Source organism: Campylobacter devanensis, from assembly GCF_002139915.1.
GTDB lineage: Bacteria > Campylobacterota > Campylobacteria > Campylobacterales > Campylobacteraceae > Campylobacter > Campylobacter devanensis.
Map to the genome: position 1 here is coordinate 1,070,767 of NZ_CP018788.1, position 20,379 is coordinate 1,091,145.

At 34.0% G+C, this 20,379-nt stretch carries 20 protein-coding genes; 5 read left to right on the forward strand and 15 right to left on the reverse strand.

What is annotated here, in order from left to right:
* Positions 1-21: 21 nt before the first annotated feature.
* Positions 22-2,775 carry an isoleucine--tRNA ligase gene (ileS, locus tag CIGN_RS05330; protein ID WP_086302650.1) on the reverse strand — a complete coding sequence of 918 codons (2,754 nt, stop codon included), beginning with the start codon at positions 2,773-2,775 and terminating at the stop codon, positions 22-24.
* A 194-nt stretch (positions 2,776-2,969) separates the two neighbouring features.
* Between ileS and rpsO the strand changes: the two genes are divergently transcribed.
* The 5 genes from rpsO to CIGN_RS05355 all read left to right on the forward strand — a co-directional run bounded on the left by rpsO (position 2,970) and on the right by CIGN_RS05355 (position 6,675).
* A complete protein-coding gene (gene rpsO, locus CIGN_RS05335) occupies positions 2,970-3,242 on the forward strand; it encodes a 30S ribosomal protein S15 (RefSeq protein WP_086224655.1) in 273 nt (90 codons plus the stop codon).
* A gap of 107 nt (positions 3,243-3,349) precedes the next feature.
* Positions 3,350-3,898, forward strand: coding sequence for a Sec-independent protein translocase protein TatB (gene tatB / locus CIGN_RS05340; protein ID WP_086302652.1), 549 nt, complete (start codon positions 3,350-3,352; stop codon positions 3,896-3,898).
* Positions 3,898-4,644, forward strand: a complete 747-nt coding sequence (gene tatC, locus CIGN_RS05345; protein WP_086302654.1) for a twin-arginine translocase subunit TatC — start codon at positions 3,898-3,900, stop codon at positions 4,642-4,644. The genes tatB and tatC overlap by 1 nt, the downstream gene beginning before the upstream one ends.
* Positions 4,634-5,653, forward strand: a complete 1,020-nt coding sequence (queA, locus tag CIGN_RS05350) for a tRNA preQ1(34) S-adenosylmethionine ribosyltransferase-isomerase QueA (RefSeq protein WP_086303211.1) — start codon at positions 4,634-4,636, stop codon at positions 5,651-5,653. The genes tatC and queA overlap by 11 nt, the downstream gene beginning before the upstream one ends.
* Positions 5,653-6,675 (forward strand): hypothetical protein, encoded by a 1,023-nt coding sequence (locus CIGN_RS05355; RefSeq protein ID WP_086226474.1) that lies wholly within the window; start codon positions 5,653-5,655, stop codon positions 6,673-6,675. The genes queA and CIGN_RS05355 overlap by 1 nt, the downstream gene beginning before the upstream one ends.
* Here the strand turns inward: CIGN_RS05355 and hypA are convergent, their stop codons facing one another.
* The 14 genes from hypA to CIGN_RS05425 all read right to left on the reverse strand — a co-directional run bounded on the left by hypA (position 6,676) and on the right by CIGN_RS05425 (position 20,369).
* Entirely contained in the window at positions 6,676-7,017 is a 342-nt protein-coding gene (hypA, locus tag CIGN_RS05360; RefSeq protein WP_086224132.1) for a hydrogenase maturation nickel metallochaperone HypA, read from the reverse strand.
* A gap of 11 nt (positions 7,018-7,028) precedes the next feature.
* Positions 7,029-8,012, reverse strand: a complete 984-nt coding sequence (hypE, locus tag CIGN_RS05365; RefSeq protein WP_086302656.1) for a hydrogenase expression/formation protein HypE — start codon at positions 8,010-8,012, stop codon at positions 7,029-7,031.
* Positions 8,013-9,101 carry a hydrogenase formation protein HypD gene (gene hypD, locus CIGN_RS05370; RefSeq protein WP_086302658.1) on the reverse strand — a complete coding sequence of 363 codons (1,089 nt, stop codon included), beginning with the start codon at positions 9,099-9,101 and terminating at the stop codon, positions 8,013-8,015. It lies immediately after the preceding gene.
* A gap of 19 nt (positions 9,102-9,120) precedes the next feature.
* Positions 9,121-9,402 (reverse strand): HypC/HybG/HupF family hydrogenase formation chaperone, encoded by a 282-nt coding sequence (locus CIGN_RS05375; RefSeq protein WP_086303212.1) that lies wholly within the window; start codon positions 9,400-9,402, stop codon positions 9,121-9,123.
* Positions 9,402-10,157: a hydrogenase nickel incorporation protein HypB gene (gene hypB, locus CIGN_RS05380; protein WP_086302660.1), complete on the reverse strand. Its 756-nt coding sequence runs from the start codon at positions 10,155-10,157 to the stop codon at positions 9,402-9,404. The genes CIGN_RS05375 and hypB overlap by 1 nt, the downstream gene beginning before the upstream one ends.
* 40 nt (positions 10,158-10,197) lie before the next feature.
* Complete coding sequence (gene hypF / locus CIGN_RS05385; protein WP_086302664.1) at positions 10,198-12,420, reverse strand: carbamoyltransferase HypF; 2,223 nt, start codon at positions 12,418-12,420, stop codon at positions 10,198-10,200.
* Complete coding sequence (locus tag CIGN_RS05390; protein WP_086302666.1) at positions 12,407-13,846, reverse strand: hypothetical protein; 1,440 nt, start codon at positions 13,844-13,846, stop codon at positions 12,407-12,409. Before CIGN_RS05390 ends, hypF begins: the two co-directional genes overlap by 14 nt.
* The gene (locus CIGN_RS05395; protein WP_086227802.1) at positions 13,843-14,382 is read right to left on the reverse strand and encodes a HyaD/HybD family hydrogenase maturation endopeptidase; all 540 of its coding nucleotides are present in this window, start codon (positions 14,380-14,382) and stop codon (positions 13,843-13,845) included. Before CIGN_RS05395 ends, CIGN_RS05390 begins: the two co-directional genes overlap by 4 nt.
* Positions 14,383-15,060 (reverse strand): Ni/Fe-hydrogenase, b-type cytochrome subunit, encoded by a 678-nt coding sequence (gene cybH / locus CIGN_RS05400; RefSeq protein ID WP_086238582.1) that lies wholly within the window; start codon positions 15,058-15,060, stop codon positions 14,383-14,385.
* 10 nt (positions 15,061-15,070) lie between these two features.
* Complete coding sequence (locus tag CIGN_RS05405) at positions 15,071-16,792, reverse strand: nickel-dependent hydrogenase large subunit (RefSeq protein ID WP_086302669.1); 1,722 nt, start codon at positions 16,790-16,792, stop codon at positions 15,071-15,073.
* A 3-nt stretch (positions 16,793-16,795) separates the two neighbouring features.
* Positions 16,796-17,947 carry a hydrogenase small subunit gene (locus tag CIGN_RS05410; RefSeq protein ID WP_086302671.1) on the reverse strand — a complete coding sequence of 384 codons (1,152 nt, stop codon included), beginning with the start codon at positions 17,945-17,947 and terminating at the stop codon, positions 16,796-16,798.
* 536 nt (positions 17,948-18,483) lie between these two features.
* Positions 18,484-18,708 (reverse strand): hypothetical protein, encoded by a 225-nt coding sequence (locus tag CIGN_RS05415; protein WP_086234314.1) that lies wholly within the window; start codon positions 18,706-18,708, stop codon positions 18,484-18,486.
* A gap of 54 nt (positions 18,709-18,762) precedes the next feature.
* On the reverse strand, positions 18,763-19,404 hold the full coding sequence (locus CIGN_RS05420) for a methionine ABC transporter permease (RefSeq protein WP_086302673.1): 642 nt from the start codon (positions 19,402-19,404) through the stop codon (positions 18,763-18,765).
* The gene (locus CIGN_RS05425) at positions 19,401-20,369 is read right to left on the reverse strand and encodes a methionine ABC transporter ATP-binding protein (protein ID WP_086302675.1); all 969 of its coding nucleotides are present in this window, start codon (positions 20,367-20,369) and stop codon (positions 19,401-19,403) included. The genes CIGN_RS05420 and CIGN_RS05425 overlap by 4 nt, the downstream gene beginning before the upstream one ends.
* Between the last annotated feature and the right edge of the window lie 10 nt (positions 20,370-20,379).

Here is a 20,379-nt window from a genome sequence, read left to right on the forward strand (position 1 = left end):
ATAGTTATAACCCCAACTGGTTCAGTTAGCACTCATCACCTCAGCACATCTAGGACATAGACACTCATCACTTTGAGCACTAAATTTCCAGCATCTTGGGCATTTAAATTTAGCCGAACGAGCAATAACGAATCTATGATCATCTACTACAAACTCTGCTAAAATATCACTATCAACTCTAAATACTCCAAAATTACTTACCATATACCAATCAGCTACTTCATCTTTATCAAGAGCCAATATAGAATCACTGCTAGTTTGAATTTCTAATTCTAAAGTAGCTTTAATTAGCTTATCTTTTTTTAGATTGTCAATAATTTCATTAAATTTCTCTTTACTCTCTCTAAGCAATGTATCATCGATTGCACTATCAAATTTAATTGGTTCATAAACTAGATCAAAAACATCGCTTTTGCCATCTTTAATTATACTAGGTGCATACTCCATAACCTCATCTATTGTATATGTAAGAGTCGGTGCAATAAGCGGTAAAAGCGCCTTAGTTATTAAAGCCATAGCGGTTTGCGAACTTGCTCTTTTAGTGCTATTTGCAGCATCACAGTATAATCTATCCTTGCATATATCTAGATAAATACCACTTAAATCGCCGCTTAAGAAATTTAATAAAATATTAAATCCTTTTGAATACTCATAATTTTTAAAACAGCTACTAACTTCATTAAAGCACGCACTTGCCTTACCTAAAATCCATCTATCTAGCAAGCCAAATTCATAATTAAATTCTTTTAAATCGCTAATATTGGCTAGTAAAAATCTTATAGTATTTCTAATCTTTCTATACTGTTCGGCTACTTGTTTTAAGATATCATTGCCTATTTTTAAATCACTTGAATAATCACTTAAACTAACCCATAGACGCAAGATCTCAACACCAAATTCCTTAGCAACTGCATCTGGAGCTATTACATTGCCTTTGGATTTACTCATCTTTTCGCCATTTTTATCTACAGTAAATCCATGAGTTAATACGCTTTTATATGGTGCTTTTTCATTTACAGCACAGCTTAATAGTAGAGAACTTTGGAACCACCCACGATGCTGGTCGCTTCCTTCAAGATACATACTAGCACTATATTCACCAGCGTCATAATCACTGCTATTTAACACAGCATTCCAAGTTGAGCCACTATCAAACCAAACATCTAAAATATCGCTAATTTTTTCTAATTCATCAGCCTTAAATTTAGATCCATTAGGTAATAGCTCTTCAATGCTCATACTCCACCACGCATCAGCACCTTTTTCATCAAAAATCTTAGCTATATGATCTAAAATTTCACTATCAAAAATAACTTCTTTAGTAGATTTAATTCTAAAAAATGCAATTGGCACACCCCAATCACGCTGACGACTAATACACCAATCTGGACGATTTTCTATCATTGATGATATTCTTTTAATCCCAGCTTCTGGATAAAATTTCACACTATTTAACGCCTCAAGAGCGGTCTGACGCAGAGTTTTGCCGCTTAATTTTGGCTCATCCATAGCAATAAACCACTGCTTTGTTGCTCTATAAATTACAGGCTTATGCGTTCTCCAGCAAAATGGATAGCTGTGAGTAAATTTACTTACTTTAACTACTGCATCGCCTAAAAGCTCTATAATTTTCTCATTAGCTTTAAATATATGCATACCTATAAACTCATCTACAACATCTGCTGGCAATAAACCATTATGTTTTAGCGTCTCATCATATAGCCCAGCCTCATCAACTGGCATTATAACCTCTATACCATATCTAAGACTAGCAAAATAATCATCTTCTCCATGACCAGGTGCAGTATGGACTAATCCTGTACCGCCATCCATTAAGACATGCTCGCCAAGAATAAATTTAGACTCTCTGCCATTAAGTGGATTTATAGCGTGTAAATTTTCTAATTTTTGCGAATTAAACTCACTGATAATCTCTCCACTTGTAATGCCTTGAGCTACTAAAACCTCAAGTAAAGGCTTAGCAAAAATTAATTTCTCTTTTGTAATGCAGTAAATTTCATTTGGATTTAAACTAATTGCTTGATTAGCTACTAATGTCCATGGAGTAGTAGTCCATATTACTGCTTTAGCATCTTCAACTCCTATTGCTTTAGATGCTGATTTTGATAATTCAAAAGCTACATATAGACTATAATCTTCTTTATCAGCATACTCTACTTCAGCCTCAGCAAGCGCGCTCTTAGCCGCCCAGCTCCAAAATACAGGCTTACTTCTTTCTATTAAAAGACCTTTTTTAGCCACTTCGCATAGGGTTCTATATATATTTGCTTCAAATTTAAATTTCATCGTCATATATGGATCTTCCCAATCCCCTATGACGCCAAGAGATTTAAACTCAGCTTTTTGAATCTCTATAAATTCACTAGCCCAGTCTCTACACTCACTTCTAATAGCTGCGGTACTCATACTCTTTTTTTTATCACCAAGTTTCATCTCTACTTGTTGTTCAATTGGCAATCCATGACAATCCCATCCTGGAGTAAATCTAACACTCTCTCCAAAAAAGTAGTGAGTTTTAACTATTATATCTTTTAAAATTTTATTTAATGCGTGACCTATGTGAAGGTGACCATTTGCATATGGTGGGCCATCATGAATATTAAAACTCACAGATGCATTTTGACGAGCTTTTTTCATCTTATCATAGACTCTATTTTTATCCCATTTTGCGTATCTTGCTGGTTCATTTTGTGGCAAATTGCCTCTCATTGCAAAATCAGTAACCGGCAACAAAAGAGTATCTTTATAATCCATATAACACCTTTAATAATAAAAAATTTTTTGATTTTAGCAAAAAGTATATAAAACTTAAGTAAAAATTGCTAAATTTAATCTATATAAATTTTTATAATTCAAATTTAACCTATCAAATACTATTTTTAAGCAAACTTTTTGATTATTATGATATAATCACCGCTCGATTTTATATACCGCTCAGGAGGTCAAATATGGCTTTAGATACGGCTAAAAAAGCTCAAATAGTTGCAAAATTTGCTAGAAAAAGTGGAGACACAGGCTCTTCAGAAGTTCAAATTGCACTGCTAAGTACAAGAATAGCAGAACTAACAGAACACCTAAAAGTAAATAAAAAAGACTTTAGCTCAAGATTAGGTCTATTAAAACTAGTTGGTCGTCGCAAAAGACTATTAAAATACCTAAAAGCTACTAAATATGAAACTTATACTAAATTAATAGCTGAACTAGGTCTAAGAGATAAATAATTCATAAGCCCTTTTTGGGGCTTTTTACTTCTATACACTATAAAATCAATATCTATTAAGCAAAAAAATTGTAGAATACTAGCTTAAATTTAAATTTAGGAATTTTTATGCTAGGAATGGGAATCGGTGAAATATTAATAGTCGCCATTATTGCTGTAATAGTCTTAGGTCCTGATAAACTACCAAGTGCGATGGTTAATATAGCAAAATTTTTTAAGATATTTAAACAAACTATAAATGGAGCTAAAAGCACATTTGAACAAGAGATAAAAATAGCTGAATTAAAAGAGGATGCTAAAAAGTATAAAGATAGCTTAACTAGCGGCATAGATGGAGTAAGAAAAAAGCTAACATTTGAAGAGCTTGATGAGTTAAAAAGCAATGTAACTAATATAGCAGGTTCAACACAAAAATCACTAGCTGATATCCAAAATGAGATATCAAATTTAAATCCTATAAATAAATTAAATGCTGGTTTTGACTTTAATGATGAAGAAGATCAATCACAACAACCTAAAAATACAATAACTGATAATCCAGCAAATATAAGCAATCTTCCAAAACCAAATTTAAGCTCATTAAATAGCATAAATAGCAACCTAAATTCCAACCAAAAAGAGCTAAAAAATGAAATTCAAAACACAAAAGAGGCATAATGTTTGAAGATTTAAGACCGCATTTAATCGAGCTTAGAAAGCGTTTGTTAATTAGTGCATTATCAGTTATAGTATGTTTTATCATATGTTTTAATTTTTGGGCGCCTTTGCTTGATTTTATGACTGCGCCACTTAAGGCTGTATTGCCAGATAATAGCAACATCATATTTACTCAAGTAGCTGAACCATTTTTTACAGCGATGAAAGTAGCATTTTTTGCTGGACTTTTGCTTGCATTGCCTATAATCTTTTGGCAATTTTGGCTATTTGTAGCTCCAGGACTATATGAAAATGAGAAAAAATATGTGATTCCATTTGTGCTAAGTGCTACAGTAATGTTTGCCGTAGGAGCTGCATTTTGTTACTATTTTGTAGTGCCTGTTGGCTTTGCTTTTCTTATAAATTTTGGTGGGACACTATTTCAAGCACTTCCTAGCATTGGTGATTATGTAGGATTTTTTACTAAAATCGTAGTTGCGTTTGGAATTAGCTTTGAGCTACCAGTTGTCACATTTTTTTTAGCTAAGATTGGTATGATTACTGATGAGAGTTTAAAGGGATTTTTTAGATATGCGATTGTTGGGATATTTATTTTTGCAGCGATTATGACTCCACCAGATGTGCTTAGTCAATTTATGCTAGCTATTCCATTAATTGGACTATATTCTTTATCAATTTTAATAGCTAAAATGGTAAATCCAGCACCAAAAGATGAAGATGAAGAAGAAATTGATGATGAAAAATAATATATTTGATCTAGATAGTTATGATTATGAGCTTCCCTCTAGCTTAATTGCATCATCTCCAGCTAATCCAAAAGAGAGTGCTAATCTATTAGTGTATCAACGCTCTAACAATAAAATAACGCATACAAAATTTGGTAATTTGATGGAATTTTTACCAGATTGTGATATTATTTTTAATGATACTAAAGTTATCAAAGCTAGAATCTATGGCAAAAAATCAAGCGGCGGAGCTGTAGAGTTATTATTAAATCAACCTTTAGGCCAAGGTAAATTTAGCACTTTAATTAAAGGTCGAGTAAAAGCTGGGACAATTTTAGAATTTGATAATGGGCTAAGTTGTGAAGTTATAGAGCTTTTAGATGAGTATAGAATTGTTAAATTTAATCAAAATGGTAATGAAATTAAAACAGAAAATTTATACCAAATTCTAAATCAAATAGGACATATCCCACTCCCTCCATATATCAAAAGAGCTGATCAAAAAAGCGATGAGATATGGTATCAAAGTATATTTGCTAAAAATGATGGAGCAGTAGCTGCGCCAACTGCTAGTTTGCATTTTAGCCAACAAATGATACAAGATATAAAAAACAAACACAACATCTCATATATTACTCTACACGTAGGAGCTGGAACATTTAAAGGTGTTGAAGTTAGCGATATTAGAGAGCATAAAATGCATAGCGAGATCTATACTATAAGCGATGAGGCAATAAATACTATAAATAGCAATAAGCCTATTCTTGGCGTAGGAACGACAGTTACAAGATGTATTGAATACTTTTATAGAACCAGAGTAAAAGATGGACTATGCGATCTATTTTTACATCCAGCTAATCCACCACAAAGACAAAACTATCTATTAACTAATTTCCACTTACCAAAATCTACACTAATTATGTTAGTAGCAAGCTTTGTGGGCTTAGAAAATGTCAAACAAATTTACAAACAAGCTATAGAAAAAGAGTATAAATTTTACTCCTATGGTGATGCGATGTTGGTGATATGATGAGAATTTTATTTTTACTTTTAATGGCTGAATTTGCAATGGCAAATAGCGTAGATATTAAGGAATATGTCGCTTTTAGCGTACTATTTTTCTTTGTAATGCTACTAATCGTAATTAGCAGGAAACCAGTACAAAATAGAAATCAAAAACTAATCCGTACATCAGATAAAAGATTAGCTAAACTAAATTTAAGATTTTTCCATAATAGGCTTGAAAATGGTGATATTATCGAGCGCTTGGGGTTATTTTTTAGAGTACTTCATGATAAAGCTGCGCAAAACCAAAATATCATAATCTTTAACTACCCTCCAAGACAAGCTAGGTATTTTAGTGCAAATTTTAAAGCTATCACAAATGCAACTCATAATATTCTTTGCTTTGTAAATAAAAGCATAAAAAATAGCTCAATTTTATTTACTATAAAACCAACCAAAAATCCAGATGAATATCAAATTTCAATTAAAACTTCAGCTCAAATGAATACTAGTGAGATTATAAGCGCATTAGAATATAAAAATAGAAATATAAATTATAAATTTCTCTCTATCGCTTCAAGCTATGCTGAACAAATCGGTTCAAAGATTGAATTTAGCGTAAAATCCAATAGCTCAATCTTTTCATTTAACGCTACAATGCATCAGCTAAAAGAGCCGCAAATCAGCGAACCAAATGAGCAAAAAAGTGCCTTAGTAGCCTATGAGAGTCAGACTGGATTTTTTGCTCTTGTAGCTGGACTTAGTATTTTTGGGATATATATCCAACCAGAATCAAGCTGGGAGAGTGTGAAAAACCATATAACAGATATGCTTTATAAACCTGATTTTTTATTTATTCAAGCAAAAATTGTTAAAAAACTTCCATATAATGAGTTGAATTTAATCAAAGAGTGGCAAAAGATTAAGGGCTTTAAGATTATTATAATAAGTGATAATTCTCATTTTGATGATGTCGCAAGTAGCTTTGGCGATACAAAACTATACCAACCATATACTATAGATGAGTTAGCTAGCGTAATTTGCTAGCTATTCCATCTCTAGACGCATTAGATACATATCTTCACCGCTAATAACATCTAGCGAATTTGAACCACATTTTGGACAAAGAAACTCATTTTCTAAAAGCACACTTTGAGCACCGCACTCGTTACATTTAATCGTAATATCTTTTGGATGAATTATAAGCTTAGCGTCTGAACAGATTGTATCTGCTTTAAAAGCATCAAAAGCACTTTGTAAATAGTGTGCTTCTACTCCGCTTAATCTTCCTATCTCAATCTCTACTTTATTTATCTTTGTAGCATTATGCTTCATAGCATTTGTCTCGCACAATTTAAATAGATCTTGGACTATAGCTAGTTCATGCATTGACTCTCCTTTTAGCAAATTCTAGGTAGTAACTCACCCTTTGGTGGCTCCATAAATCTAGATGCTCCATAGCTATTTTGTATAATCACATTACCTTTATTACTATCTAAAATCTCGCCAATAGTATTTGCACTTGAGTCAAATTCTCTTAAAATCTCAAGCGCTTTAATCTCATCTTTAGGATCAATAGCTAAAACAAAGGTTCCCTCATTAGCAAGCTCATAAGGCTCAAAACCAAGAATTTCACAAATTCCCATCACCTCATCACTCACAGCGATACTCTCTTCGCTAATTTTGATATCTCGCCCACAAGCCTTCGCCCACTCATTTAACACAGCTGAGAGTCCGCCACGAGTCGCATCTCTCATAGCAAGAGGAGCGATACTAGCATTTAAAAGCGCTTCAACTACATTATTTAAAGGCTTACAATCGCTTTGCAAATCCAAATTTAGCTCATTTCTATTTGCTAAAATCACAGCACCATGTCTGCCCACATCACCACTTAAAAGGATTTTCGCACCACTTTTTAAATTCTCCACTCTAGACTCTTTGATAATCTCTCCAATACCTGAAGTATTGATAAAAATCTTATCACAACTCCCCTTACTAACCACCTTAGTATCACCGCAAACTATGCTAGCTCCAGCCTCATCAGCTGTGCTTTTCATACTATTTAAGATCTCTTTAAGCTCATCAATACCAAGCCCCTCTTCTATAATCAAAGCACAACTAATATATCTAGGCTTTGCCCCTACCATTGCTAGGTCATTTATCGTCCCACAAACTGCGATTTTACCGATATCGCCACCTGGGAATTTAGTAGGGCTTACTACGAAGCTATCGGTGCTAAAGGCTATTTTGCCACTTAAATTTAAAATCGCACTATCATTACCTTGGGCTAAAATTTCATTATCAAAAATCCTAAAAATCAACCCATTTATGAGTTCATTCATCTCTTGCCCACCACCACCATGAGCTAATAATATCTTTTTCATCTATCCTCTTTTGCTATATTTATAATACGCCGCACAAGCGCCCTCGCCACTTACCATACAGCTACCAATAGGATTTTGTGGATTACACACCTTGCCAAAGACTTTACAATCATACGGCTTAGCCTTACCACGCAAAATCTCACCGCAGATACAGGCCTTAGACTCCTTAGATTCACCAACTTCTACATTAAAATATTTTTTAGCATCCAAGTAGCTAAACTCATCTCTTAGTCTTAATCCGCTATCTTTGATAACGCCTAGCCCTCTCCACTCAAAATCACACGGCTGAAAATATCTATCTATTAGCTCTTTGGCCTTTAAATTACCATCTTTGCTAACCACTCTAGCATACTCATTATAGACCTTATGGGTGCCATTTTCATGCTGATTGACTAAATTTAATATACTATCCATAAGATCCAAAGGCTCAAATCCGCTCACCGCAATTGGCGTTTTAAACTCATTTGCTAGCTCTTCATAAATTTTACTACCAGTAATCACGCTCACATGCGATGGACCCAAAAACGCATCGATTTTCACATCTTTATCACTCATTATAGCCCTTACTGGTGCTGGGACTGTGACATGATTCATATGTATAAATAGATTTTGTAAATTCAACTCAACAGCTTGTTTTACCACCACTGCGCTCATAGGCGTGGTGGTCTCAAATCCAATAGCAAAAAATACAACCTTTTTATCTGGATTTTCTTTGGCTATTGTGATTGTATCAAGTGGCGAGTATAAAGCCCTAATATCAGCCCCATCAGCCCTAAGCATAGCCAAAGAGCCTTTACTTCCTGGCACCCTTAGCATATCAGCTAAGGTACAAAATATCACCCCATCTATACTAGCAATCGCTATAGCCTCATCAATGCGACTTCTAGGCATTATACACACAGGACAGCCTGGGCCGTGGATGAAATTGATATTCTCTCCTACTAATTGTGGTAAGCCAAATTTCATTATACTATGAGTATGACCGCCGCAAATCTCCATGATATTTAATGGCTTTTTGCTTCTTTGCTTGATTATCTGGCTTAAGGCTAAAATCTTATCTTTATCTCTAAAACTATTTATCAAATCCATAATTTACCTAATTTTCAATTTAATTTTTCAACGCTGCTAAGCCCATATCGCCTTCATCGGCTGATATTTTGCCACTATTCATATCATCTGCGATCTGCTTATAAATCTCTAAGCTCTCTAAAGCGTATTTGGTATCTATCTTCTCCATCGCAAATCCCACATGTATCAGCACATAATCCCCCACCGATATAGGCTCAGCTATCAAGTCCAAGCTCACCCCACGCTTAACACCGAGAGTTTCAACAATGGCAAAATTATTCTCATCTATTGATATCACTTTTGAAGGTATGCTAAGGCACATTATTTTAATTCCTTTTTCATTTTTAAATAATTTATCCACTTATCTATGCCAAGGCCCGTTTTGCTATCGACTTCTATTATATCAACTTTTGGATTTAGCTTTTTGGCCTCTTTTTTTACCTCATTGATATCAAAATCAAAATGCTCTAATAGCGAAGTTTTCGTTATCACCACTATATCAGCCGCCCTAAACATAACAGGATATTTAGCCACCTTATCGCTCCCTTCTGGCACACTGATTAAGACAGCATTAAGGTGAGCACCCACATCATAACTAGCTGGGCAAACTAAATTTCCAACATTTTCTATAAATACCAAATCAAGCTCTTTAAGCGGCAAATGGTGTAAGCCATTATGCACCATAAAAGCATCTAAATGACAAGTTTGGCCGGTGCTAATCTGATGAGCCTTGCCACCTGCGTTTATAATGCGATTAGCATCCATATTGGTCTCTAAATCCCCCTCAACTACCCCAACTCTTAGGCCACTTGATTTTATAGTAGCTTCTAAAAGCGTGGTTTTCCCAGCTCCTGGGCTACTCATCAAATTCACACACAATAGCCCATATTCGTCTAAATGCGCTCTATTGTGAGCAGCTTCGCGATCATTATCTTTTAATATTTTCTCTACTACTTCAATAGTCTTTTTTTCATTTAACACCGGATGGTCATGATGACCGTGATGGTGATGATTATGATGATCATCGTGACTATGATGATGCGATCCACCCATACTGCAACCACAATCTTTACACATAATATCTCCTTAATTTTAAAACAATTAATAATCTTATATATTAAATCTTAGTATTATATCTAAGCAGATTTAAGCCAAAGTAAATCTGCCCCATAGCAATACCAGAATCATTCATAGGCTCATTAATTGGCAAATAATATTTAATATCATGGCGTCTAAACTCAGATATAGTTCTTTTTAACAAAGCTCTATTTTGCCATACTCCACCGCATAAAACAACTGGAAGGCTATGCATTTTAGCAATCTTTAGAGCTAAATTTGAAATTCCATTTATAAAAGCAGTAGCTGCTACTTTCATAGGATCATTTAAAGCACCTATAAATGCATTTTTATAATTAATTACATCTCCATCTATTTCAAATTCATAGGCCGCATTTATATTTTCATCATATAAAGCCTCAAGCATCATAGGGGCTTGCGCATCATAGGTAATAACTGGCAAAGTTAGCACAATTGCAGCAAATGCATCAAAAATTCTACCAAGCGAACTAGTATCTACTATATTTAATCTATTTTGTAAGATTTTATCTAGATTAGATCTTTGAATTTGAGGCACTATGGCATCTATTTTTGGTGAGTTTAGATTGTATTTTTTTGCTATTGCGTAAGCTAGATAGTAGATATTTTTTATCCCTTTATCTGCTCCAATAAGCTCAAAATTATCAAAATGCATAACTCTTTTAAACTCATTATCTTTGCATCTTAGCACTTCGCCACCCCATATAGTAGCGTCCTGGCCATATCCAGTTCCATCAAAGCTAAGAGCTAAAACTTCACAATCTAAGCCGTTTTCTAACATTACACTAAGAGCATGAGCATGATGATGATAGACCTTATAAATCTCTTTATCTTTAAAATTATTTACAAATCCAAAATGTGGATGAGCATCACCAATGATAAAATCAAACTCAAACCCATAAATACTCTTAAAACTCTCTAGCAGCTCATCAAATCTTTTAATCACTGCTAAAGAGCCCATATCACCAATATATGGAGAGCTAAAGATAAGGCCATCTTTATAGATAGCAAATTGATTTTTCATCAAACTCCCAAGCGCTAAAAAACACCCTTTTGGCACATCTTTTAATCCTAAATTTAAAGGTGTAATATTAGGCTTTAATCCACGAGAAGTTCGAATATAAATTGGCTTTGACAATAGCTCAAAACAGATGCTATCATCGCTTGGATTTACAATATCTCTATCATTATCAAGAGCATAATCACACACACTACCAAGTCTGCTAGCAAGCTCATCAAAGTTTGTTAAAATAGGCTCTTTGCTTGGGTTTGCGCTAGTGGCTATAATTGGAGAATTTAATCTATCTAATAGCATTATATGTAGTGGAGTTGGCGGTAAAAATATACCAACACTTCCTACGCCACTAGATATTGACTTAGGTAGATTATTTTTGGATTTTAATAAAACAATAGGTTTTAAATTCGAGTTTAAAATCTTAGCTTCACTCTCATTAATATAAGCATAATCACAAGCCATATCAAGATCTTTACACATTATGGCTAAAGGTTTATGCGGACGCCTTTTACGCTCTTTTAGAAATGATACAGCCTCACTATTTAGAGCATCGCAAACAAGATGAAATCCACCAACTCCTTTAATAGCTATGATTTTACCATCTTTTAAATCATCTATACATCTTTTAAGAGCCTCTTTATTATTTGCAAGAATTTTGCCATCTAAACTCTTATAGCTTAACTTTGGACCGCAGTTTTTACATGCTACTGGTTGAGCATGATAACGGCGATTGGTTGGGTCTTTATACTCATCTTGGCACTGTTTGCACATATTAAATTTGCCCATTGTAGTATTTATTCTATCATATGGCAAGCTTTTAATTAAAGAAAATCTAGGGCCGCAGTTTGTGCAGTTGATAAATGGATGATTGTATCGTCTATTTGTAGGATCTTTTAATTCGGATTTACACTCATTACATATAGCAAAATCAGGTAAAATCGGTGCAAATTTATAACTTTCTTGCGAGCTAATTATATTAAAATCATCATATTTTTTATCGCTATTGCTAATAATAATATTATCTATTCTAGCTAGTGGAGGCAAATTTATTTTAAGCTTAGATATAAACTCATCAATATTTTTCCCATCGCCACAAAGCTCAATTTTCACACCGCTAGAATCATTTAATACAGCTCCATTTAGCTCAAGATTTTTAGCTAATGAATAGACAAAAGGGCGAAATCCAACACCTTGAACCAGCCCAAAAACTTCAATCTTAATTGATCTCAAGTGGATAGTGTCCGCTAAATTTACTTTTATAATTTGAATTACAAAACTTTAAAGCCAAATTTGCAATTACAGGATTAGCAAAGAGATTTCCGCTAAATATCATACCTTCGCACTCTAGCTCATCTTTTAAAATATCACCAAAATCACTTAAAAAAAATGCCAAACTCTCCAAACAGCCAAAGCTAATATTCTTCGCATCTGCGCCAGCTAGCCTAAAACTCATCGTGCTTCTAATAGCTCTTACCCAATCAAATTTGCTCTTGCTACTCATCTTATAATCAATTCTTACCCCTTTTAAACCGCTATAATCCCTAGCGTAGTTTAAAATTTGGCCATTATATCCTAGAATTTGATCAATTATCATAAATAGCGAATAAAAATTATTAGGTAAATCTATAGTACCATTTGGTAGCTTGTACTCTTTTTGATAGTTTGCAAGTAACCTATCGCCACCATCGAATTCAGAAATTTTTTGCCAAATTTCTTCAAAGCTCTTTGGCAAATTAATTCTAAGCATATCAAATACATCTTCACCCTTATAAACTTTGATAAAATCGCTATATTTTTGACTTAAAAATACTCTAGCGATTGTAGAATTTGCTACACCTAACTCACTTACACAAAGACCAAAAAGAGCATAATTTTTATCATCAAATGAGTTTATAAACTCCATCTCTTTAGTTTTTATAAACTCTCCAGAACTAATAATTAAAATTCTCTCGTCTAAGATTGATACTTTCATATCATTTTTTAAACTTTTAATAGATAAAAAATTTATCCCATTTTCACTTAGGGCTTGAGTAATCTTATAAACATTGATATCCCAAGCGCTTCTAACATCAAAATATAGCGGTGCATCTTTGTGATTACTGCGATATATCGCATTAGTACGCAAATTTATAACCGGCTTTTCAAAACTAGCAAGAGCGATTAGAGATTTTTCATCGCATACAAAAATTTTAGCTGTATTTTTAAGATTTGTTGGTAGTATATAATCACAATCAAAACTACTAAATTTAGATATCTCATAACCATCATAATTTACAGTTTTACCAGCCATTATATCTTTTATAGCATTAGCTATAAATATATTATTACTTTTAAAGCCAAATTCATTTTCATCTGATTTTAAAGCATTTGGAGTAATATTTTTAAAACTAAAATCAAACTCGAATTCGCTATTTTTTGGTAATTCATCAGCTAAACTAACCTTGGACTCTTCAATAAAAACTGAATGCGGAACTAAATTTATATACTCATCGCTAAATTTAGCTAGCTCGTTTTCATTGCCTTCTACATATAATTTTATAGATCTATTTTGAGCTGTAATGGAGTATTTTAAAGCACTTTTTTTAGCCCAAAAATCTAAAAAAAACGCTAAAACCGAGCCATCATTTGCACAACTAAATTCAAAGCAAAGTATCAAAATTGCTCCTTTTTCCACTCATCAGCCATATCTTGCACACCTTTATCATCTATCCTTTCATAGCTAAAACCTAAATTTGAAAGCTCTTTTAAGATTATTTTTTCCATTAAATTCGTAGATTTTTTAATCTCATCGCTAAGCTCAAAACTCATTGGAACAATTCTTCTAGGTATTACACCTATTATTTTAGTTTGCGGTCTATCGCCTACTAAATCCATCATTTCAATAGTTTGAAGCATCTCTACTTCGTGTGCTGAACCAGACCAATTAATGCTCTTTGGCATATCTTCAAAATCAAAGAAATATACATCTCCTATCTGCCCACCATCAGCATCGATACAATCAACGACTATTAAATAATCGCTATCAGCCATTATCGGAGTTAAATGATTTGCTAAAGTACCGCCATCTACAAATTTTAAATTATGTTCTTTGGAGTTAAATTTAAAGTTATTCTCAATCATCTTAACAAAATGAACGCCGACACCTTCGTCGGCGAACATTACATTTCCTACTCCTAGGATTAAAACACGCATCTACTTCTCTTTTGGGAATTTGTAGCCGCTGATTATCGCATCCATAGCACCATCTTTGCCTTTTATAGCGTTAAATACAGCCATATAGATATGAACTACCATAAATATAAAGATAATCCACATAGCAATATGGTGAATTTGACGCACATTAGCAAGTCCTCCCATCCAAGCCTCAATAACTTTCATAGGCGTATAAAGCAACCCGCCAAGTCCTTCATGATATACATTGACATATAAAATCAAGCCAGTTAGGCAAATCACAAAAAGCACAATATAAAAGAATATATAAGAGGCAAATTGTAGTGGATTATAGGTTCCTTGAATATGGGGATGCTTACCTAAGAATAGATAATATTTAATTTGGGCAATCCAAACTTTAATATCTAAAAAATTCTTTACACTCACTCTTTCAATATGGCTTTGCTTATCAAAGAAAAATAGATATATCTTAAAGATAAAACAACCTATTAGTATAAATCCAGCTATTTGATGCACAGCACGCCATTTAGCGTTCATAAAATTTATAGGCTCACCTGTTATAGCAGGACTTACAAAGACATAAGCAAGATAAAATCCGCTCACACTCAAAACCACAATAGATATAGCTCTAATCCAGTGCGTAAGGCGTAATCCTATGCTAAATTCATAATCAGCGATATGTTTTTTACTATTTTTCATATCTGCTCCCTTAGATTAAATTCGGATTAACTTTATAGCTACTTAATTCATTGCCTTTTGTATCCATCACATGTACAGCACACGCTATACAAGGATCATAAGAGTGAATTTTGCGTATTATCTCTAAAGGCTGTTTTAAATCAGCGATTTTAAGACCAATCAAACAAGCCTCATAGCTACCCATTTGACCTTTAGCATCTTTTGGGCTAGCATTCCAAGTAGATGGAACAACAGCTTGCCAATTCTCAATCACTCCATTTTTAATCCTACACCAGTGGCTTAGCATACCACGAGGCACATTACCGATAAATCTACCTTTATACTCTTTTTTGCTATCTATTTGATATTTAGCACATGTGCTATCATCAACTTTTAAATTCTCAATTAGATTATTTAGTGCTTTTAAAGCATTATCAGCAATGATTTTTGCCTCAATCATTCTGCATGCAGTTCTACCTAAAGTAGATAAAACAGCACTTACTGGCAAGCCAGTTTCAGCTAGGAATTTATCCACCACTGGCACTACATTTTTATTGCCTTTAGCGTAATTTATAACTATATTTGCTAGTGGGCCAACTTGCATAGGCAAGCTATCATATCTTGGGGCTTTAATCCAGCTATATTTACCATCTAAATCAAAGACTTTAGAATCTTCCATTTCGCCCTTAGCATTTAGAGTTTTAGCATCTTTAAATCCTGTGTAATTTGGCGTAGTATCACCATCATAAGGGTGAAGTGGAGCGTCGTTTTTATACCATGAGCGAGTAGCTTCTTCGGTGATTTTGCTCTCATCTACTTCAAATACCTTAGATATATCGCCATTTAAGATATAACCACCATCAAATAGATACTCATTAGCACCAATTTGGAAATCTTGATATGTTAATAAATTTGGGGTTCCTACATCATTTACCACACTTGGTTCATTTGCATAGGCTTTAGCAGCCATTACAAGATCTGGCCAATAAGCACGATTGATAAAGTCAGCCATCTCTTGGAATTTCACCATATATTCACCTAATCTTGCTGGGCTTTGAAGATCCATAACGCATGTTACGCCGCCTACAGTTAGGCTTTGTGGGTGGGGCTGTTTAGCACCAAATACCGCCATAGCTTGAGCTATTGTTCTTTGAAGTCTTAAACACTCTAAATAATGACTTAGAGCAATTAGGTTTTGCTCTGGAGTAAATTTATAAGTAGAGTGACCCCAATAAGCATTAGCAAATGGCCCAAGGTTGCCTTTTTCTACGAATTTTTTTACTTTATCTTGAACTAATTTTAACTGATCTGCGCCACATGCATATGGAGTATCGCAATATTTAAATGCCTCTTCGCTAGCCTTTTTCGGATCAGCACTAAGAGCACTTACCACATCAACAAAATCAAGCGCATGAAGTTGATAAAAATGCACCGGATGATCATGTAAAAATAGAGCCGCATTCATAAGTGTTCTAGTGAGTTTGGCATTAAGTGGTGGGACGATACCAAGAGCATTTTCTACAGCTTCAATTCCCGCTCTATAGTGCGAAAATGTACAAACACCGCAAATTCTTTGTGTCATAAATCCAGCATCTCTGGGATCTCTACCTTTTACAATTACCTCAATACCACGCCAAAGAGTTGAGCCACTATAAGCCTCTTTAACTACATTATTTTCATCTACGATTACTTCTACACGAAGATGGCCTTCAATTCTTGTAATAGGATCTACTACTATTCTTTGTTCGCTCATATTTTACTCCTTCTCTTTTGTTGCAGTAGCGATAAGTGCGTGAGCTGCGACAGCTACACCTGTGATTGCTAATACACCTATACCAATTTTATCACTTATTGCATCAGCACCAAGCCCATCAAATACAGTATGATATAATCTATCGCCTAATGGCACTTCAAATGGCCCCATCTGATCCCAAAAATCTGGCTCAGAACAGCCGATACAGCCGTGACCTGCTTGGATTGGCCAACTAGTATGTTGATTAAATCTCTCACGAGAGCAGTTATTAAATGTATATGGACCTTTACAACCTACTTTATATAGACAATATCCATCTTTTGCACCTTGATCGCCAAATTCTTGTACAAATTCACCAGCATCAAATCTACCGCGTCTTTCGCATAGATCGTGAATTCTAAGCCCATAAGCCCATTTTGGTCTATTATATACATCAAGCGCTGGAAGTGTGCCAAATAGTAAGAAATTTAAGACATTACCAACGATATTTTTTTCACTTGGCGGACAGCCTGGGACATTGATTACTGGTTTATTTGTAATCTTATGAAGTGGTTTTGCGTTTGTAGGATTTGGAGCTGCAGCTTGAATACCGCCAAAACTAGAGCATGTACCAATAGCAAAGATAGCAAGAGCATTATCACTAGCGTGGATAGCGTGTTCTCTACCTGTCGTGCCTTTTGAGCCTACTGTTAAATAAAAGGCGCTATCACCATCTGGAATTCCCCCTTCTACCATTAAGACATATTTACCTTTATACTTTTGTATAGCTTGTTCTAAATTCTCTTCAGCTTGCCAACCAGAAGCTGCCATAACTGTCTCATGATACTCTAAGCTAATATAATCAAAAATTAAACTATCAATGGTTGGAGCATCACTTCTTAAAAGACTCTCGCTACAGCCGGTACATTCAGCCATATGGAGCCAAATCACAGGCAATCTATCGCTAAGCTCAGCTGCTTGAGCTACCATAGGTGCAAAACTAGCCGGCAAGGCCATAAGAGCAGTCATCGCTCCAGCCCATTTCATAAAATCTCTACGAGTAAAGCCATGTTCATTTAAAACATCCATAATAGAGCTATTTGCTTTCATTTTTGGAAGTTTGGCTAACTCTGATAGCCTATTTTGTATGGTGGTTATATTATGATTATCTACCATAAATTTCCCCTTTAATTGAGATTAAATTTATCTTAAAATAAATTCTTTACCTGTTATTTTACTATCATTTAACTTAATAAATTTGATAAATCAAAATTAAATTTTAATTTTAAAGTTAAATTAATACAAATGGGCTAAAATCGGCTATTTTGCTACAAATTTAGGACTAAATAGGCAGTTTTTATTGCAAATTTAAAAAAACAAAAAATTAATTATACAAACTTTATCCCAGTTAAATTGAAGTATTAAATTCACTATTTAAATTTTATATATTAATAAAATTAACAATACATATACATAAGATCATTGGTACTGTTATAATTATTAGGCTATTTTTCATCACATTTGTAAGACTGCATAAAACAAAAAACAAATCACTGTAAATATCTAAAGCCAAATATTATTAATTTCATACTTACTAAACATAGGTCATCAAAACTATTATTATAATTAGGCACACATAAATCTAAAAAATAATATAAAAGAAAGTTATTTAAAAATTAAAGAGAGCATAACCCTCTTTAATTTGGATAAATTCAAGCATAAATATCTAGCTTGCCAAGCTTTAAAGCCTCATTTTGAATAAATTGTGTAGGATTAGTTATTCTTGTAGGTGCTTCTATGTTTGGAGTTTGCATATTATCTGCTGTTTGACCAAACAGTTTTGCCATCATATTTTGTTCGACATCGATTGACTTTTTTAGCACCATTGTGCTAGCTACTAAACTAGCCTCTGCACTTCCACTCATACCTGCTAACATTTTTAACTCCTTAAAATTTAGATATATATAATATCGGATAAAAATTAAATTTTATTACTTTTTTGTTATTTTATATAAAAAATTTCCGCTACTTTGGATTATTTGAACCATTACTATCAAGATAATTACCGTATATGTCATAATATCTGGGCGAAATCTTTGAAATCCATATCTCATAGCTACATCGCCAAGGCCGCCACCGCCAACGGCGCCCGCCATAGCGGTAAATCCGATCACAACTATAAGAGTAAGCGTGATAGCATTTATAATGCTTGGCAACGCTTCTATAAATATAACCTTAAATATTATCTGCGTTTTGGTGGCTCCATAGCTTAATGCTGCTTCTATAATGCTACTATCTACTTCATTCATCGCATTTTCGATTAATCTAGCGATAAATGGCGCTGAGCCGATAGTGAGCGGGACTATGGCTGCTGTCGTGCCAATACTGGTGCCAACTATAAATTTAGTTAATGGAAACAAGACAATTATAAGAATTATAAATGGAAAGCTTCTAAGTGTATTGACTGCGATATCTAGAGTATTATAAATGGCTCTATTTGGTTTTAGGCCATTTATAGAGGTTATAACTAAGATTATAGCTAGTCCAAGTCCTATAATAAAAGCCAAAAGCGTAGATACAAAAGCCATATATAAGGTATCAATCGTGGCTTCAAAAAGCAATTTTGATATCATTTACTCTCCTTTATAATCTCATATAGAGCGCCTGAATTTTTGATGAATTCTTCTACTTTAAGCTCATATTTTGGTTCTACATTGATAACTAAGCTACCAAGAACGCTACCACCTAGCTTTTCTAATTTTCCCCAAACTATGTTAAAATCAATATCAAGCTCTCTAGCCATATTGGTTATGATACTATGCATCGCTACATTTGGCGGGAAAAAGATTTTGATATTTACGCCAGTATTTGGCAAAATCTCCTCTTCGCCTAGGAAGTTTTTCATATTTTTATTAGGATTTAAAAATAGCTCTACAATTGAGCCTGAATTTGTGATTAAGCCTTGTTCGAGTAAAATAGCTCGATTGGCTATGTTTTTTACAACCTCCATTTCGTGTGTGACTAGCACGATTGTGATGCCAAGGCGCTCATTTATCTCTTTAAGTAGGCTTAAAATTTGCTTTGTGGTGTTTGGATCTAGCGCACTTGTGGCTTCATCGCTTAATAATATTTTTGGACTAAGTGCCAAAGCCCTAGCTATAGCAACTCTTTGCTTTTGGCCGCCACTTAGCTGACTTGGATAGTTTCTAGATTTATCTTTTAATCCTATTAGCTCCAAAAGCTCATCAACACGGATTTTTATAGCTTTTTCATCATAGCCCCACACACGCAGTGGCATAGCGATATTATCAAAAACCGTTTTTCTACTCATTAAAGCAAAGTGTTGAAATATCATACCGATATCTTTTCTAAGCTCTCTAAGACCTTGCTCATTTAGTTGCGAAATTTCTTTATCAAATACTTTTAGACTGCCATCTTGATAATCTTCCAGCCCATTAATGCAGCGTAAAAGCGTGCTTTTTCCAGCTCCGCTATGACCGACGATAGCGAAGATTTCACCTTTTTTGATATGAGCTGAAATTCCACTTAAAACTTCATTTTTGCCGTAACTTTTGCTTAAATTATTTATTTCTATCATTAATTATCTC

Bases quoted from the DNA above. Each gene is read 5' to 3' on its own strand.
- ileS (WP_086302650.1), bottom strand. From the start codon at position 2,775: ATGGATTATAAAGATACTCTTTTGTTGCCGGTTACTGATTTTGCAATG.
- rpsO (WP_086224655.1), top strand. From the start codon at position 2,970: ATGGCTTTAGATACGGCTAAAAAAGCTCAAATAGTTGCAAAATTTGCT.
- tatB (WP_086302652.1), top strand. From the start codon at position 3,350: ATGCTAGGAATGGGAATCGGTGAAATATTAATAGTCGCCATTATTGCT.
- tatC (WP_086302654.1), top strand. From the start codon at position 3,898: ATGTTTGAAGATTTAAGACCGCATTTAATCGAGCTTAGAAAGCGTTTG.
- queA (WP_086303211.1), top strand. From the start codon at position 4,634: ATGAAAAATAATATATTTGATCTAGATAGTTATGATTATGAGCTTCCC.
- CIGN_RS05355 (WP_086226474.1), top strand. From the start codon at position 5,653: ATGAGAATTTTATTTTTACTTTTAATGGCTGAATTTGCAATGGCAAAT.
- hypA (WP_086224132.1), bottom strand. From the start codon at position 7,017: ATGCATGAACTAGCTATAGTCCAAGATCTATTTAAATTGTGCGAGACA.
- hypE (WP_086302656.1), bottom strand. From the start codon at position 8,012: ATGAAAAAGATATTATTAGCTCATGGTGGTGGTGGGCAAGAGATGAAT.
- hypD (WP_086302658.1), bottom strand. From the start codon at position 9,101: ATGGATTTGATAAATAGTTTTAGAGATAAAGATAAGATTTTAGCCTTA.
- CIGN_RS05375 (WP_086303212.1), bottom strand. From the start codon at position 9,402: ATGTGCCTTAGCATACCTTCAAAAGTGATATCAATAGATGAGAATAAT.
- hypB (WP_086302660.1), bottom strand. From the start codon at position 10,157: ATGTGTAAAGATTGTGGTTGCAGTATGGGTGGATCGCATCATCATAGT.
- CIGN_RS05395 (WP_086227802.1), bottom strand. From the start codon at position 14,382: ATGCGTGTTTTAATCCTAGGAGTAGGAAATGTAATGTTCGCCGACGAA.
- cybH (WP_086238582.1), bottom strand. From the start codon at position 15,060: ATGAAAAATAGTAAAAAACATATCGCTGATTATGAATTTAGCATAGGA.
- CIGN_RS05405 (WP_086302669.1), bottom strand. From the start codon at position 16,792: ATGAGCGAACAAAGAATAGTAGTAGATCCTATTACAAGAATTGAAGGC.
- CIGN_RS05410 (WP_086302671.1), bottom strand. From the start codon at position 17,947: ATGGTAGATAATCATAATATAACCACCATACAAAATAGGCTATCAGAG.
- CIGN_RS05415 (WP_086234314.1), bottom strand. From the start codon at position 18,708: ATGTTAGCAGGTATGAGTGGAAGTGCAGAGGCTAGTTTAGTAGCTAGC.
- CIGN_RS05420 (WP_086302673.1), bottom strand. From the start codon at position 19,404: ATGATATCAAAATTGCTTTTTGAAGCCACGATTGATACCTTATATATG.
- CIGN_RS05425 (WP_086302675.1), bottom strand. From the start codon at position 20,369: ATGATAGAAATAAATAATTTAAGCAAAAGTTACGGCAAAAATGAAGTT.